14 protein-coding genes and 1 riboswitch are annotated in these 15,585 nt (G+C 42.1%); of the genes, 5 read left to right on the top strand and 9 right to left on the bottom strand.

What is annotated here, in order from left to right; genetic code table 11:
• Positions 1-8: 8 nt before the first annotated feature.
• Both FCN14_RS06800 and FCN14_RS06805 read right to left on the bottom strand, forming a co-directional pair.
• Positions 9-2,141, bottom strand: coding sequence for a PAS domain S-box protein (locus FCN14_RS06800; protein WP_138430454.1), 2,133 nt, complete (start codon positions 2,139-2,141; stop codon positions 9-11).
• A gap of 80 nt (positions 2,142-2,221) precedes the next feature.
• Complete coding sequence (locus FCN14_RS06805; RefSeq protein ID WP_138430455.1) at positions 2,222-3,364, bottom strand: hypothetical protein; 1,143 nt, start codon at positions 3,362-3,364, stop codon at positions 2,222-2,224.
• 208 nt (positions 3,365-3,572) lie between these two features.
• On the opposite strand from FCN14_RS06805, the gene FCN14_RS06810 reads away from it, so the two are divergent.
• The 4 genes from FCN14_RS06810 to FCN14_RS06825 all read left to right on the top strand — a co-directional run bounded on the left by FCN14_RS06810 (position 3,573) and on the right by FCN14_RS06825 (position 9,308).
• Positions 3,573-4,472, top strand: a complete 900-nt coding sequence (locus FCN14_RS06810; protein WP_138430456.1) for a hypothetical protein — start codon at positions 3,573-3,575, stop codon at positions 4,470-4,472.
• 1 nt (position 4,473) lies between these two features.
• On the top strand, positions 4,474-5,334 hold the full coding sequence (locus tag FCN14_RS06815; RefSeq protein WP_138430457.1) for an esterase/lipase family protein: 861 nt from the start codon (positions 4,474-4,476) through the stop codon (positions 5,332-5,334).
• A 153-nt stretch (positions 5,335-5,487) separates the two neighbouring features.
• Positions 5,488-5,678, top strand: a riboswitch (cobalamin riboswitch).
• A gap of 138 nt (positions 5,679-5,816) precedes the next feature.
• On the top strand, positions 5,817-6,803 hold the full coding sequence (locus FCN14_RS06820) for a ribonucleotide-diphosphate reductase subunit beta (RefSeq protein WP_138430458.1): 987 nt from the start codon (positions 5,817-5,819) through the stop codon (positions 6,801-6,803).
• Between the two features lie 93 nt (positions 6,804-6,896).
• Positions 6,897-9,308 carry a ribonucleoside-diphosphate reductase subunit alpha gene (locus FCN14_RS06825; protein WP_138430459.1) on the top strand — a complete coding sequence of 804 codons (2,412 nt, stop codon included), beginning with the start codon at positions 6,897-6,899 and terminating at the stop codon, positions 9,306-9,308.
• A 149-nt stretch (positions 9,309-9,457) separates the two neighbouring features.
• Here FCN14_RS06825 and surE read toward each other — a convergent pair whose 3' ends face one another.
• The 7 genes from surE to FCN14_RS06860 are packed head-to-tail and all read right to left on the bottom strand — an operon-like array spanning position 9,458 to position 14,326.
• On the bottom strand, positions 9,458-10,225 hold the full coding sequence (surE, locus tag FCN14_RS06830) for a 5'/3'-nucleotidase SurE (RefSeq protein WP_138430460.1): 768 nt from the start codon (positions 10,223-10,225) through the stop codon (positions 9,458-9,460).
• Positions 10,226-10,230: 5 nt separating this feature from the next.
• Positions 10,231-11,058, bottom strand: coding sequence for a 3-methyl-2-oxobutanoate hydroxymethyltransferase (gene panB / locus FCN14_RS06835; protein WP_138430735.1), 828 nt, complete (start codon positions 11,056-11,058; stop codon positions 10,231-10,233).
• Entirely contained in the window at positions 11,058-11,504 is a 447-nt protein-coding gene (fabZ, locus tag FCN14_RS06840) for a 3-hydroxyacyl-ACP dehydratase FabZ (protein WP_138430461.1), read from the bottom strand. The genes panB and fabZ overlap by 1 nt, the downstream gene beginning before the upstream one ends.
• A 45-nt stretch (positions 11,505-11,549) precedes the next feature.
• Positions 11,550-12,239: a bifunctional demethylmenaquinone methyltransferase/2-methoxy-6-polyprenyl-1,4-benzoquinol methylase UbiE gene (gene ubiE, locus FCN14_RS06845; RefSeq protein ID WP_138430462.1), complete on the bottom strand. Its 690-nt coding sequence runs from the start codon at positions 12,237-12,239 to the stop codon at positions 11,550-11,552.
• Positions 12,240-12,287: 48 nt separating this feature from the next.
• Complete coding sequence (locus FCN14_RS06850; RefSeq protein ID WP_212747579.1) at positions 12,288-12,923, bottom strand: histidine phosphatase family protein; 636 nt, start codon at positions 12,921-12,923, stop codon at positions 12,288-12,290.
• Between the two features lie 5 nt (positions 12,924-12,928).
• The gene (locus FCN14_RS06855) at positions 12,929-13,561 is read right to left on the bottom strand and encodes a hypothetical protein (RefSeq protein ID WP_138430464.1); all 633 of its coding nucleotides are present in this window, start codon (positions 13,559-13,561) and stop codon (positions 12,929-12,931) included.
• A gap of 54 nt (positions 13,562-13,615) precedes the next feature.
• Positions 13,616-14,326, bottom strand: coding sequence for a ComF family protein (locus FCN14_RS06860; protein ID WP_212747580.1), 711 nt, complete (start codon positions 14,324-14,326; stop codon positions 13,616-13,618).
• Between the two features lie 155 nt (positions 14,327-14,481).
• On the opposite strand from FCN14_RS06860, the gene FCN14_RS06865 reads away from it, so the two are divergent.
• Positions 14,482-15,573, top strand: a complete 1,092-nt coding sequence (locus FCN14_RS06865; protein WP_138430465.1) for a helix-turn-helix domain-containing protein — start codon at positions 14,482-14,484, stop codon at positions 15,571-15,573.
• Positions 15,574-15,585: the final 12 nt, after the last annotated feature.

Consider the following 15,585-nt stretch of genomic DNA (forward strand, 5'->3'; position numbering starts at 1 on the left):
TATTCGCTCTACTTTTCTTCGATTCCCGCAAATTGAGGCTTACTGGCTTGCTCTGTTTTTTGAAAGCAGACCTTAAAGCAACTTCCACCATCGTTGTACACCTGAAGTGAACCATTTAACTGCTGGGTTAAAGTCTGAATGAGATTCATCCCAATTGAATTTTGATTCTCAATTGAAAAATCCTCTGGTAGCCCTACCCCGTTATCTTGTATTTTCAGATTAATACGATCTGCATTTCGCTCAAGGCTAATCCAAATCTTGCCAGCATCTCTCCCTTGAAAAGCATGCTTATATGCATTCGTAACTAGTTCATTGATTAAGATAGCACATGGTATAGCCTGGTTGATGTCGAGCGCAACATCGGAAGCACTAATGTCGATATCAATATGCTGATAGTTCAGTGGAAGCGTTTTTTCCACAGTTTCAATAAGCCGTTTAACATAAGTTTCAAATGATATATCGGCAAAATCATCCGACTGATAAAGCATCTCATGTACAATTGCTATTGACTGAATACGGAGCTGACTGTCACTGAGCACCTCTTTAATTTTAGTATCCTCAATTTCAAAAGCCTGCAATTGGAGAAAACCTGAAATAATCGCAAGATTATTTTTTACTCTGTGATGTATCTCTTCAAGGAGAACCTGCTTCTCTTTGACCGACTTTTGAAGTTTTCGCTCATTTTCCTTGCGGGCAGTAATATCAGTATATACTCCAAACCCAGCTATCGGATCATCATCCAAAAAAACAGGAATAGCAGCCAGCAACACATCTTTCGCCTCCCCGTCTTTGGTATAGCGGACCACGTCCTCATATAACTTACCATCTCGAAAAACTTCTGCAGGTTTTTGTGGAACGGTATCGTCATGTTCAGGAACAATAATGGTATCAATATCTCGATCCAAAACTTCTTTTTCTGAGTATCCAAAAAGTTGTTCAAAACTTTCATTCACCCTTTTTACCCGATTATTTTCATCAACCATTACAATGGCACTGGGGGCATTGAGAAAAAGCTTATGAAACATCTTTTCATTTCTTCTGACCATCTTCTTGACTTCCTTTTGGGCAGTAAGATCCCTAACTATAGCCTGCACATATTCCTTTTCTCCCAGTTCTATCTTATTTAGGCTCACCTGAGTATCAACATTTGAGCCATCTTTTTTTTGATGTACCCACTCAAATACCTGGGGCGTACCATTAAACGCCTCATTTATTTTTTCCAAAGCTTTCTCTTTCGACGATCTGCCATCGGGCTGGTATTCCGGAGAAAATACATCTGGAGTTTTTCCCAATACCTCCTTTTTTTGAGAACATCCGAACATATTTACAACCTGCTTATTGCATTCAACAAATGTAGCCCCATCCATTAAAAAAATACCATCATTTGCGTTCTCAAAAAGTCGTTGGTATTTATGCTTCGTTTTCATCACTTCCGTGATATTTTCCATAAAGGTTAATACAGATACCAACTGTCCTTCATCGTCGCGAAGGGCTGAGCCGTGTATCCGTAAATAAACCACCTCTCCCTCGATATTTATAAGTCGTGTATTAAAAACCACCCTATCTGCTTTACCAGAGGTTATATCTTCTACCTTCTTTTCTACTACTGCTTTATCGGCAGGATCTTTATACCGAAAGAAAAAAGGCGTTTTCCCCATAACCTGATCTTCGGTATATCCCATCATTTCTTGGGACCGTTGCGACCATTTGATCACTCTAAAACCGGCATCCCATTTAATCATAGCCAGTGGACTTTCTTTCACATGGTGATTAAGTTCATTAAATGCACTTCTCGCCCGATTTTCAGCAATAACACGATCAGTCACATCATGAATAAAAACTACCCGAGCATTTTTCCCTTCATATTCAAAGTCATGTGAAGATAAATTCACATAAAAAGGCTTTCCGGTTTTTGACTGATGATGTACAGATTTAGGTTCTCTATCATTGTTATCAAGCGCTTTATACAGTTCCTCTTTTCTCTCGGGTGGGCGAATATCCTCGAGAGTTAATGTCTTTACCTCTTCTTGGGAGTACTCATATTTTTTTCGAAAACTATCATTTACGCTCAGAATTCGAAGAGTCCCTTTCTCATATATCAATATGGGATTGGGGTTTACATCAAATAGAAACTGATCCATATCCTAAATACATATTTTTATATTATCACCCCAAAAAGGGCAACTAAATTTATATTTGCAAATATAAACTGTTCCTTTTTTTAAAACTCCCATTTGTAGGTTCTGTGGGTTTTATGGTGATAACATCCCAATGCTTCTAAACTTCGCTGCATCAACCAATTTTTTTCACTAACCCAAGCTCCTTCCAAATATTCTAAGGTGGGAGCTGCTTCCTTTGTATATTGTATCCCGCGTGTAAATGTTAAGGCTTCTAATCCCATCTTTCGATACTCCGGACGTGTACCATAAACCAACGTACGTAAGTGTTTAGCCCGGCGTTTAAACCAGAACAATTTGGGATAATGCCACCAACGAAGTTTACCCCCGGTTTCTCTTGAAATTTCATTTAAATCAGGAACGCAAACTATAAAAGAGGCAGGACGACCATCAACAAAAGCAATTAATACGCTTTCGGCAATAAGTACCGGTTTAAGTTTGTCGATCATATCTTCGATTGTATCTTGCGTCAACTCTGTAAACTCTTCTTCCCGCTCATCAATATCCTGTTCTCTCCATGCATCATTATAGATCTCCCGAATATATTCGGCATCCCTGTAGATATTATTCATATCTATTGGGCGAAGCTCAACATCATCACGGCTTTCGATGCGATCAGTAATACGTTTCATCCGCTCAGGGATGGGCTGTTCAAAATCCCGTTTGTAACTCCAGTGATCATCCAGTTTTTGAGCCCCCGTTTGTTCCAATAACTCTTTGTAGTAAGGGGGGTGATAAAACATGCCATAAATGGGAGGCTCATCATAGTTTTCTACCAACAATCCCCAATACGTATCATTTTCCCCAAAATTGATTGGCCCCTGCATAGCATTATATCCTCGCTGGCGGTGCCACTTTTTAGCAAAGTCAATAATAGCTTGGGCCAAATCAGGATCATTTTGCATCTCAATAAATCCCAGCCCACCCATAGGAGGGTCTAATACTTTATCACGTTCAGGTGTATTCATTACTGCAAAACGTCCTACCACAGTGCCATCATCTTTTACCAGGTAACGCTCGCACTCCCCCTTTTCAAAAAAAGCATTAGAGTCAGGATCAAAAATATTTTCAATTTCAAATCGAAAGGGTGGCCCCCACTGGGGATAGTCCTCATAAATTTGAAATGGCAGCATATGAAAAGCCTCTACCTGTTTGTCAGAGCAGACCTGTTCAAAATCAAACGACATATATATTTTAATTTATCCTTTTTATAATTATACCAGTAGAAGAAAGAGTTACACCCAGCACAAAATTCCGATAGATTTACATCAGAATAACAGCTATTATTAGGTGGCCCAAATGCCAACTTAATATCTAGTATCTGGCTTGAAGGAACAAAAGAAAAAAAGAATAATTGCGCTACTTTTATTTACTGCCTGTGCAATTAGTGGGTATATGTTTTTCGTTACTTTTGATAGTGCACCAAAGCACCTCCAGAGCTTTGCCCAAGCCGATTCGCTGATACAAACCGAACTTTCTAATTTTAATATTCCTCAGCGGCAAGTTCGGATTTCAACAATCAACGTTACACCTGATTTTTCACGTAAAAGCTATCAGCTTGGTGTACCATATCAATTCTCGAAAACACACTTTCATGCAGAGCTGAATAAACGCTTCCATTTTTATTCGGTCGAAACCCCCGCCCGGGTTACCTTTCCACAAGAAGATATGGATATCCACTTGGTATACAAGGGCACTGTCATCCGCTCTATTAGCCTCCAAACAGATCCGGACTTGGCATATCGCAGAGACCAAGCCAGCTTACTGATCTCTTTTGATGAGATGCCCGGAGAACCTGTTATTGATCAGATTCAACAATATGGAGAACCCATCCCTATTGTTTTAAAGATTGATAACCCTATGCAAGCTAATGACTGGCGAAAAAAGCTTGGCAGCAGATATAATCGAATTATATTTTGGTTGCAAAATCACGATGGCGAGGACCTTATTAAGGTGAACCGTTCTACGGCTATCGACAAAATAAAACAACTTCAACAGGTTCTGCCCGAGACAACAATGATGTATCTCAGTAGTTCAGAAAAATCATCAGCAAAAAAAGAACTTATCGAACAAACAAAAATGTCCTTTGTGGATGCTGATAATGCCCTTATCTTGCACTCCGATATGGGTAAGGGGGCTTTTATTAAAAAATTGGAAAATTTAACAAAGCCAGACACCCCATCTATTGCACTGATCTCCGGCAATGAGATAACGCTGTCTTGGCTTACTGAAAAGCTACCAGAGTTAAAAAAATCCGGAGTCGATATAATACCGCCGCCAAAAGCTGATTATTGATATGATTGACCGTCTCGATACTAACAAATGGCTTAAACGATTTGAAATAGATGAATTTCCTGAGCCCGAAAGTATTACTCTCAAACATCCGGTTCTGCTTTGCCACGGTTATGGAGCAATTGCATCTTTGGTAAAACCCTCCCCTCTTTATGATGTTGCCATGCTGCTGCGCACCCATAATGTACCGGCCTTTGCTCCTAACATTGTACCCTATGCCAAAATTGAAACACGCGCTAAGGGATGGGTCAAGCTTATCAAAGAACTTACCGAGGATTTACCTGGTGGTAAAGTCAATATTGTTGCCCATAGTATGGGAGGATTAGATATGCGATACGCGCTGACAAAGCTTGATATCGCTAAACAGGTGGCATCTTTCACTACAATATGTACACCGCATCGGGGAACCAGCCTAGCTGAACTTACCCTTAAAACCCCCGACGCTATTCGCGATAAACTAGCCGATTTTCTTGATTGGATGGGAGATCGTATCTATCCCAAAACCAAAAGTGATTCGGTGGGTTCTGCCGAACAACTAACCAGGAAATATGTTACTGAAGTTTTTAATCCTCAGGTACCTAATGTTCCTGACATTCCTTACTACTCTTATAGCTCAGCTGTAGGTAAAGGGACAAATGCACCTATTCGTGTTATAGCACGCTACCAGAACAAACATATCTTTGATTTAGAAGGCATTAATGATGGTATGGTATCCGTAGCAAGTGCAAAGTGGGGAGAACATATCAAAACTCTTAACCTCTCGCACCTGGAACAGATGAACCTGCGGGTCAAGGACGATCGACAGGATATTTATAAACACTTTTGGTTGGAAGTTGTTAAAACGCTGAATGAGAAGGGCCACTGATACTCCATTTCTGTACAATATTTTCTCTCTTTGTTCTCATCATTATTAGCTTTTCCATTATCCTATTTGTTTAACTCTCAGTACCCCCTATTGTTGAAAACTCCGTCTTTTTGTGGAAAAGTATTCGTTGACAATGGCGATAGTACCCTTTTTCTTAAGTTCTGATTCCAAGGTGTCTGCCAGTCGGCAGATGAAAAGGGAATCCGGTGTAAAACCGGAACTGTTCCCGCAACTGTAATCCGATTTTTTTTGATATAAACCACTGTCTCAACCCCAAAAGAGACGGGAAGGTATCAGGAAACTGTTCGGTAAGTCAGGAGACCTGCCTTTGAATCAAGTAAACGAGGCCTTCGGGAGTTAAGGCGTTGTTGAAAGGCAGGATTGTATTAGACAGCTTGACCCTTACATTACCGTATCTTCTTATCTCTGCCTCTCAACGTTTTAGCCCCCTTCTCATAATTCAAAGCTAAAACGAAACTACTATGGCTAGTAAATTAATAGGTCGTACTTCGGTACGCGAAAATATTCAACTAAGCGCAGATCCTTCCTATCCTATCTTCAAGAAACTATATGAAAAGCAGAAAAAAGTTATTTGGTTCCCAGAGGAGTTGAACATCCAGCAAGATGCCCTGGACTACCACTCACTATCGGAGGATGAGAAACGCCTGTTTGATACCGCGGTTGGGTACTTCTGTTCTTCGGAACTGCTGGTACAAAACGTGCTGGTAAACTCATTCTTTCCACTGCTGACTGATCCCCATGCCAAGATGAGCTTTAGTACACAGCTGTTTATGGAGAACATACACAGCGACTTTTTTGAGATTGTATTGCAGTCCTTTGGCATGGATCGTGAAAAGATGTATGATGTCGCATTTTCCGACCCTATCCTGCGAAAAAAACAGTCGCTCGTTGTTGATGAAATTGACAAAATCAGCCATGGTAAAATCGATCCCGAAAGTCTGGAGGGACAAAAACAGATATTGCGAGCCATTCTGCTGAACAACATTGTTCTCGAAGGCATCTTTTTCTACTCCTCTTTCGCCCATTTTTTTGCGCTTAAGGATATGGCCAAAATGAAAAATGTGGTATCGGGGGTAGAACTGGTACTTATTGATGAATCACTGCACCTACAAAATGGGATTGAAGCTATTCTCATTATGCTGGAAGAAAACCCAGCAATCGTCGAAGACTCCGAATATGTGCAAGATATCCGCAATGTTATTCTGGAAGGAACGGCCCTTGAAATTGAATACGTAAAACACCAGTTCGCCGATCGTACTATCCTGGGCATTTCATCCGGTGAAATGGAGCGCTACCTGAAATATATCACCGACCGTCGCCTGCAGGAACTTGGTTTCCAACAGGAGTTCCATGTGAATGAGAATCCCTTGCGATTTCTCCAGAAAGAGGACGTGAAGAAGCTTATCAATTTTTTCGAGGTCTCCTCCACCGAATACACGAATTACTAGATCATTCTTTGTCATGCTAAACTTGTTTCAGCATCTCGACCAACGGAGAGATGACAGTAGAAACCAAATTATATCTATAAACATATCAATATTATGAAACGTACCGTCATAAAGCGTGATGGAACAGAACAACCATTTCGCACTCAAAAAATCATTAATGCCATCTTTAACATCATACAGGGACTGGAGGTAGAGGACGATTATGAGCTGGTCTTCCTGATCATGAAAGAGCTGGATCTAAAAGTCCCTGAACGAGTCACCACCGAAGAACTCGACCGGCTGGTCTTGAAGGCCATCGAGCAGCTTATTCCCAAGCACCCAGTGTATGATACACTGGCCACGCGACAACTGCTCAAAATCATCAATAAGGATATAGACCGGCGGCTGGATGGGTTCCGAGCCTACCTTGACCAGGCATTTGAACAGAATCTGCTGGATGACCGACTTAAAGAATTTGACCTCGACCTGCTCGCAAATACACTCGATTTCGAACGTGATGGTCTGCTCGGCTACTTCGGACTTACCACCCTTAACGATCGTTACCTGATGACAAACCGGGACGATCAGACTATCGAAAAGCCGCAGTGGTTTTTTATGCGAGTAGCTATGGGGATCGGTAACTCCAACGAGGAGATCGTGAAGATGTACAATAAGCTCTCCAACCTGGAATACCTGCACTCCACGCCTACCCTCTTTAATTCCGGGACAACGACCTCACAATATTCTTCGTGCTATGTCAGTGTGATTGATGATTCACTGGATTCCATTATGGATAAAGCCCGCGAGACTGCTTTCTTAGCCAAATATGCCGGCGGCGTAGGTACCGATGTGAGCCGTATCCGGGCCACAGGTTCTAATATAAAATCCTTGAATGCCCCATCATCGGGAGCCATCCCCTTTATCAAAATATTTGACACGCTGGTCAATTCTATACAGCAGGGCGGCCGTCGCCGGAGCTCGCAGGTTATCTCAATGCAGCCGTGGCACCTCGATATTGACGGGTTCTTGGATCTGCGCGAAACCACCGGAAACGCCTATTTCAGAACGCCCTCTCTTAATACTAGCATCTGGATGCCCGACGAAATGATGCGCCGAATCCGGGAAGATGAACCTATTTATCTGTTTGATCCCGGCGAATGCCCGGAACTTGTGGAAGCTATGGGCGACGATTTCAAGAAGAAATATGAGAAGCGCATTGAGCAAGCAGAAGCAGGTGGGTTAACCCAGTACGACAAACGCGACAGTAAGAACTTTTTCAAAAAATACCTGTTTAAGCTGGCCAAAACCGGACACCCGTGGCTTATATTCAAAGATGAGCACAACCGCCACAATCCATGTCCGCAGTACAGCGCTATCAACAGTTCTAACCTGTGTACCGAGATCTCTATCCCCAATCGACCGGATTCTACCGCCGTATGTACGCTAGCCTCTGTAAACCTTTCCAAACATGTAAAAGATGATCACAGCGATGTCGACTGGGATAAGCTCGAAGATACGCTGGAAACCATGACCCGCGGACTCGACAATATTCTGGACAAAAATTTCTACCCCTCCGAAGAAGCCAAAAAGAACACTATGGACCTACGTCCGCTGGGGATCGGCCTGATGGGCTTTGCTGAGGCACTGTTAGATCTCGGTATCCCCTATGACTCGGAAGAAGCAGTACTACTGGCTCGAAAATTAGGCTCATTTATGCGGGAGGTTACCTATCGTACCTCCCAAGAGTTGGCCGAAGAGCGAGGAGCTTTTGCGCACTACGAAGAAGTAAAAGAAAAGGGCAATGCCTACGATTACAAACCGCGCCGAAATGCCGTGCTACTTGCCATTGCCCCTACCGCTTCGATCTCTATCATCTCGGGTACCACTTCATCTATCGACAGCTATTTTAGCAATCTCTACTCCCGTGATACCCTTTCCGGCAAAAACATTGTCATCAATCAACAGCTCATTGAAGACCTGGAAGAAAAAGAGCGATGGAATGACGATATGGCTCAAAAGATCAAGGCCAATAACGGATCGGTACAACTTATCGCAGAGCTGGATGGTGTTATCGATAAAGACCTGTACAAAACAGCCTATGAGATACACCCCAAACGGCAGATTGATATTGCAGCGGCCTTCCAAAAGTCTATTGATCAGTCGGTATCAAAATCTCTTTATATCGATGAACGGTACCGCGACGATATGGAAGAGATCTACCTCTATGCCTGGGAGGAAAAGCTGAAATCTACCTACTACTGCTTTATAGACAAGGTAGTGAAGGGCGAAAAGTATACCGAGGAAGTTAACAAGCGGGGTTCTCGCAAAGGGTTCGGTGCTGCTACCGCTAATAATGGTTCAACGCCCAAGAACAAAGAAAAGCCCGAGGATATGGACACCAAAAAACTGGAAGCTAAAGCCCGGAAAAAGTTCGGCGATGAAGTTGTGGAAAAAGCACTCAATGCTGATACCGACTCCTGCCCTACCGATCCAATGCTCAGGAAAATCTGTCCAAGCTGTGAATAATAACATAGCGATGCTATCACCCGAAGTGATAGCATCGCTATTTAACTTATTTGGTACGTTTGAGGGCTAAGCCGGGAAGTTCCCTTCAAAAAACTAAGACAATAGCGAGATGCTTCAGTATCTAACACATTTGCACATTGGGGGGATTACTATAGCTCGATATCTTCAATATCTTTGAGCAACGAATATGCTGTCATATCATATTGGATGGGCGTCAACGAAGCATATCCTTTTTCAAGTACGTTTACATCTAAATCCTCACCTTCGTCTAGCAGCTGTAGTCGCCCGGTCAGCCAGTAATAATCTCGGTCATTGGGATCTACACGTCCCTCGAACTCTTCAACATAACGACTGTTTGCTTGTCGTGCCCATTTGATGCCTTTTAATGGACCGGCAGGAACATTCAAGTTCATTGTTACTCCTTTGGGAAGCCCTTCACTCAGTACATACCCGATCACTTTACGTGCCGCATCTTTAGCTCCGGAGAGATCGGCTTCTTCATCAAAATCGGTGCAGCTTACAGCAATAGAGGGATATCCTAGGATAGTTCCTTCTGTAGCAGCACTCACCGTTCCTGAATAGAGGATATTAACCCCTGCATTACTTCCGTGATTAATACCGCTTACTACTAAATCAGGCTTTCGCTTCATTAACTGATCGTGTCCCAGTTTTACAGAATCTGCTGGAGTTCCGGTGACCGCCTGTCCCGTAAAGCGCCCATCAAGTTGAAAAGATCGCGAACGAAGCGGGGTATTTACCGTAACAGCATGCCCTACTGCGCTTTGCTGCCGGTCAGGCGCAATAATTTCTACATCCCCGAATTCATCAGCCACCTCGGCCAAGGCTTTAATACCAGGAGAAAAGATTCCGTCATCATTACAAACTAGAATTACCGGCTTCTTGTCAGATTTACTCATAAGTATTAATCGTATTGCTCATTATCATTTGGAAAATCACCGGATTTAATATCCGTGATATACTGTTGCACTGCATCTGTCATTGAAGAATGCATATCTGCATAGCGGCGTAAAAAACTAGGATTGAATTCCTTATTTAATCCTAGCATATCGTGTGTTACCAATACCTGTCCGTCGCACTGATCACCGGCACCAATCCCAATCGTAGGAATAGAAATAGCCTCAGTAACTTTTGCAGCAAGGGTTGCCGGAATTTTTTCCAAAACCAGAGAAAAACAACCGGCCTCTTCTAACCTCTTGGCATCCTCCATAAGCTGATCCGCCTCAGCATTTTCTGTCGCACGCACCTTATACGTGCCGAATTTATAAATGCTTTGAGGCGTAAGTCCCAAATGTCCCATAACAGGAATACCGGCATTTACAATTTTTTCAACAGTATCAGCTACAACCTCTCCGCCTTCGAGTTTAACACCATGGGCACCTGCTTCTTTCATCATACGCCCGGCATTAGTTAGGGCTTCATTAGCCGTTACCTGGTAACTCATAAAAGGCAGGTCTGCAATAACCAAGGCTTTATCTGCCCCCCTGACTACGCATGAAGTATGGTAAATCATCTGCTCCATTGTCATTGGCACAGTCGTTTCATGTCCGGCCATCACATTGCTGGCAGAATCACCTACTAAAATCACCTCAATACCTGCCTGATCAATAATACGAGCCATCGTAAAATCGTAGGCCGTGAGCATACTTATCTTTTCGCCCTGTTCTTTCATCTCTACGACCGTTTGGGTCGTTACTTTTTTGGGCCTGTTCGAAGACTTTTCAGTACTCATCATTCCTCTTCTTTAGGTACAATCGCTGCAGAAGCTTCCAGTTCACAAACAACTTTATCATCTACCGTTGCCGTGCCTTCCATATTAATAAAGTTACGACGCTGGTTAACCAATTTTACTTCCATGATAAGCTGATCACCGGGAACTACTGACTTACGAAACTTTGCTTTGTTAATGCCGGTAAATACCATTAATGACTCATCAGGGTCTTCGATGTGCGAATGCATCATCATAAGGCATCCACTCTGAGCCATCGCTTCTACCTGTAGCACCCCTGGCATCATTGGACGATCGGGGAAATGGCCGTTAAAGAACTCTTCGTTTACACTCAGGTTTTTTAATGATAAAATTCGTCCCTCTTCAACTTCCAACACACGATCTACTAGTAAAAAGGGATAACGGTGGGGAATTAATTTTTTTATATCGGCAATTTTCAGCTTATCCATAAAAATTGTTTTCCTTTGATAATATGATTTTTGAATATAGGTGATTTATTTAACAGTGCCTACGTAGATATAAGCGATACCTCCCGTTAACTTTTCAAACATCTGGGATGTAAAGCAGTTGGCCTCTTCCATGAGTGTAATAAAATGATTTCCTGCCGGAAATTCTGCACTTGTTCTCGGCAAGTAGGTATAAGCCTCGCGATTACCACTTATCCAGCCCCCGAGTGTAGGCATAATATACTGGCTATATAGCTCATACGGATATTTAAGTAATCCTTTAGGCTGTCCAAATTCTAATACCACAACTTTCCCTCCAGGCCGTACAACACGTCCCATCTCTTTGAGCGCCTGTACCGGATCATCCACATTACGGATACCAAATGCGATACTGCAGATATCAAATCGATCATTCTCATATGGCAAATCCATAGCATCCGCCACCTCAAAATCAACATCGAGGTTGTTTTGTTTAGCTTTAGCCGGTGCGTGCTCGATCATCTCTTTGCAAAAGTCTGTTCCCAACACATATCCTTTACTACCCACTTTTTCTTTAAACTCCAGTGCCAAATCTCCGGTCCCGGTAGCACAGTCGAGAACATTGTCGCCCTCTTTAGCTCCACTAAGCTGTACAGTTCTATTTCTCCATGCATGATGGACACCAAATGACAAAATAGAATTAACCCTATCATAATCATCGGCGATATCGGCGAACATATTGCGAACTTTTTCGCTCATAAAATCTCAATAATTTCTTGTTAATGCTGTTTATAAAAAATCAGTTTATTATCCTTTCTTCTCGCTATCGTTTTCAAGGTGCGCAGTACGATTCAGATAAATCGGTTTAAAAACGCTGCCGTTCCATTTCAGATGATATAAGGCCCCATTGGTATGTGGCACCTTGTGCATCCCTGTGAGCCCATATTGCAACCAGTGCGACACCAATATTCTTATTAATCGGCCGTGCAAAATGAATAACAAGTTATTTCCCTGCTGCTCATTCATAATTTTTTCGATCCGTTCTGTCGCTCGGCGTAGCACCATTTCCGGGCTTTCGGCCTGTTCATAGGCAAATGCAGTATCTCCAGCTTTCCATTTATTGTGTAACTCTTCGAGCTTCGATTCTATTTCAGATATCGGACGCCCTTCCAAGGGGCCGAAATCCATCTCATCGAGATCTGCGTAAGATTTCGGTTTTAAATCGTGGATATCACCTACTACCTGTGCGGTCTCAAAAGATCGTTTTAAACTACTACTAAACAACTGATGTAGTTTTATATTCTCAAAACAGGTAGCAATAGCACGGGCCTGCCGGTGACCGGTATCATTAAGTGAAGCGTCGATACCGCGTCCTTGGATCTGGTTTAATCGATTATATTCTGTTTGACCGTGCCTAGCGAGATAAATATTTGTCAAAGCCAATGCTATTATTTTTTTCCTTTTCTACTACTGGCCAAATCTACAAATTTTTGCTCCATCCCACGCACCTTATCCGGCGCCATATTGTAGTGCATAGCATATTTCGTTAGAATCATCTTAAATACACGATCATTAAGTGAAAGCTCTTTCTGAGTACTCCGGTCTAATTTATCCCATAACATTTTCAGGAGCCCCAGCTTCATCAGGAAAAAGAATACAAGCCCTGTCCCAGCTGCTAAATATTGCCCATCCATTCCTAAAAAACTAATTACTACTAAAGAAGTAACCAACAGATAGCCATCAGTATTCATCAGTTTCAGTACTTTGCCCAAGTAGACCGTTACAAATCCACTTTTGGAACGGTACCAGAAGAAGTGAAATGCAACAGCGATAGAGACAGCAAGTATCGGATGAACAAATAGTAGTAATCCCAACAAAAGGCTCAGTGATAAACTATCGGCACTGCGCACCCATGCAATTGCTTCTTCTACCAATTTATCAAGTGGGCGCTTCTCCAATAAACCGGGTACGAAATCCTCAATGTATTCCGAGGTTGTATGGAACCAGTCACCGGTACGGGTTACAATCCCTAATTGGGTTTCAATAAATATATCGTTAGAACGCGGACTGTAATTTTTCATAGGCCTCAAAATATCCTTCTTTTTGCAGAAAATGAATTTTTCTAACATGGAAAATTAAGCCTGGGCTACAGTAAGAATAATAACACTTTGCGCCCCTGCCTCCTGAACAGTTTTACTAAGTTCAAAAGTGGTTGCCCCAGTGGTAAAAACATCATCAATAATTACTACAATCTTATTTTTAACCGCAGAACAATTTTTAACTTCAAAAGCCCCCGCCATATTTTGTAACCGCTGATCCAGTGAGAAGCCCGTTTGCGTACGGGTATTTTTGTGGCGAATAACATCACCTCTATTACAAATCGGTATATCACGATATCCCTCACAAAATCCTTTTGCAATTTTAAATGCTTGATTAAATCCACGATAGCGGTATTTTAGATAATGCAGGGGAACCGGCAACAACTGTACTTCTTGTGCCATCAATAAATTATTGAGATCGGTGTTTCGGGCTACTCGTTCTCCCAGCTTGCCTCCCAAATCGCTACCAATGGTAGTAAGGCGATGGTATTTAAGCTGATGTAACAGATGCTGGAGTACACCTCCTTTATCAAACTGCCACAGTGCTTGCTGAAACAATATGCCATTCGGAAGCAGGGTATCGCTAGAGGCCCGTTCATTATCAGGATTAGCATCTTCAAATCGTTCATGTAAACAGAAAGAACATAACTGATGCTTTTTCTGCGTATTTTCATGCCCACAACAGACACAGACATTGGGAAAGGCAATTTGGGAAAATCCGGCTACTATTGAACTGAATATAGACATTCGGTTTGAGTTCTATTAAGCTCTTTTTATATATAAGACCGCCCGGGCATTGATATCCTTACAAAGGATCTTGCCAAAAAACTTTTGCCTACCACTATATTTGTTTAGATTTACGACACTTTAATGGTCCCATTATATAAACTTGATCATCTTCTATGCCATCACTTGGAAATGACTTGGCCAATATTCGTAAAGAGCAAAAGCTGACACTTAATGATATTTATGAGGTCACAAAAATTCCTAAACATATTCTCAATGCCATAGAAGATGAAACCATCTTTTCGGAGTTTGAGAAAAATCCTACATATATACGAAGTTATATACGTAGCTATGCCAAAGCTCTTTCTATTAAAGAAGAAAAAATCATTTATGCCTTAGACAAAAGGCAAAAAAATGATTACCAGGGCTCACTCCAAGAGCTATTGGAAAGCGATGCTAAACAAAGCGTTGAACCAGATGATGATGAAAAAAGTCTCCAACCAACGGAAGAGAAAGCCCCTGAAGAAGAAAATGAAGAATCAGTCGAAGGTACTTCTGCCCCGATTGCCAAACCCAGCACCCTCGAATCGGAATCTGATGTCCATTCTGTTGACTGGGTAGATATGGGACGTCGTTTTCAACCACTGGAATCCACAAAATCGAAAGTATGGGTCGGTATTATAGCTATTATTATTATCGTTGTGTCTGGCACCTATCTATATTTTTATAATTTTCAGAATGCCGAGACTCCACCCAAAAATAACGATGACCAGCAATCAACGGAAGTAGCCAAAGAAGCGATTGCCAGTGACTCGTTACAGCTGGATATTGTTCCCTCCCCCGAATCTAATACGGATACCATGTCGGAGAGTACTATTACTACAGAAGAAAACGAATCTCTTACGTCCCTGCCTGATACTCTTACGATGGTAATTTATGCAGCCTACGGAAAACTGGAACCCGTTCGCGTATACTCTGATGTAACTGATAGCATTAATCCCTACTGGATTGAAAAATCGGAAGCGATACGCTTCGACTTTATAAATGAAATAGAAATAAGAGGACAATATAGTCGGATGGTTCTCTTGCTAAATGGTCATGTAATACCAAGTATTCGGGAAACGTTTTATAATCCTGATTCACGGTTACTAGAAATTAACCGTTCCTATTTTGAAGGTGACTCCACCTGGCTACAACCACCACCCGACTCGTTGAGCATTGATGCTCCCCCACCTTCCGTTATCAAGAACAGACCTACTTTTAATTGATTTAATGCACCA

The organism is Fodinibius saliphilus (assembly GCF_005869845.1).
In the GTDB taxonomy this organism is placed as follows: Bacteria; Bacteroidota; Rhodothermia; order Balneolales; family Balneolaceae; genus Fodinibius; species Fodinibius saliphilus.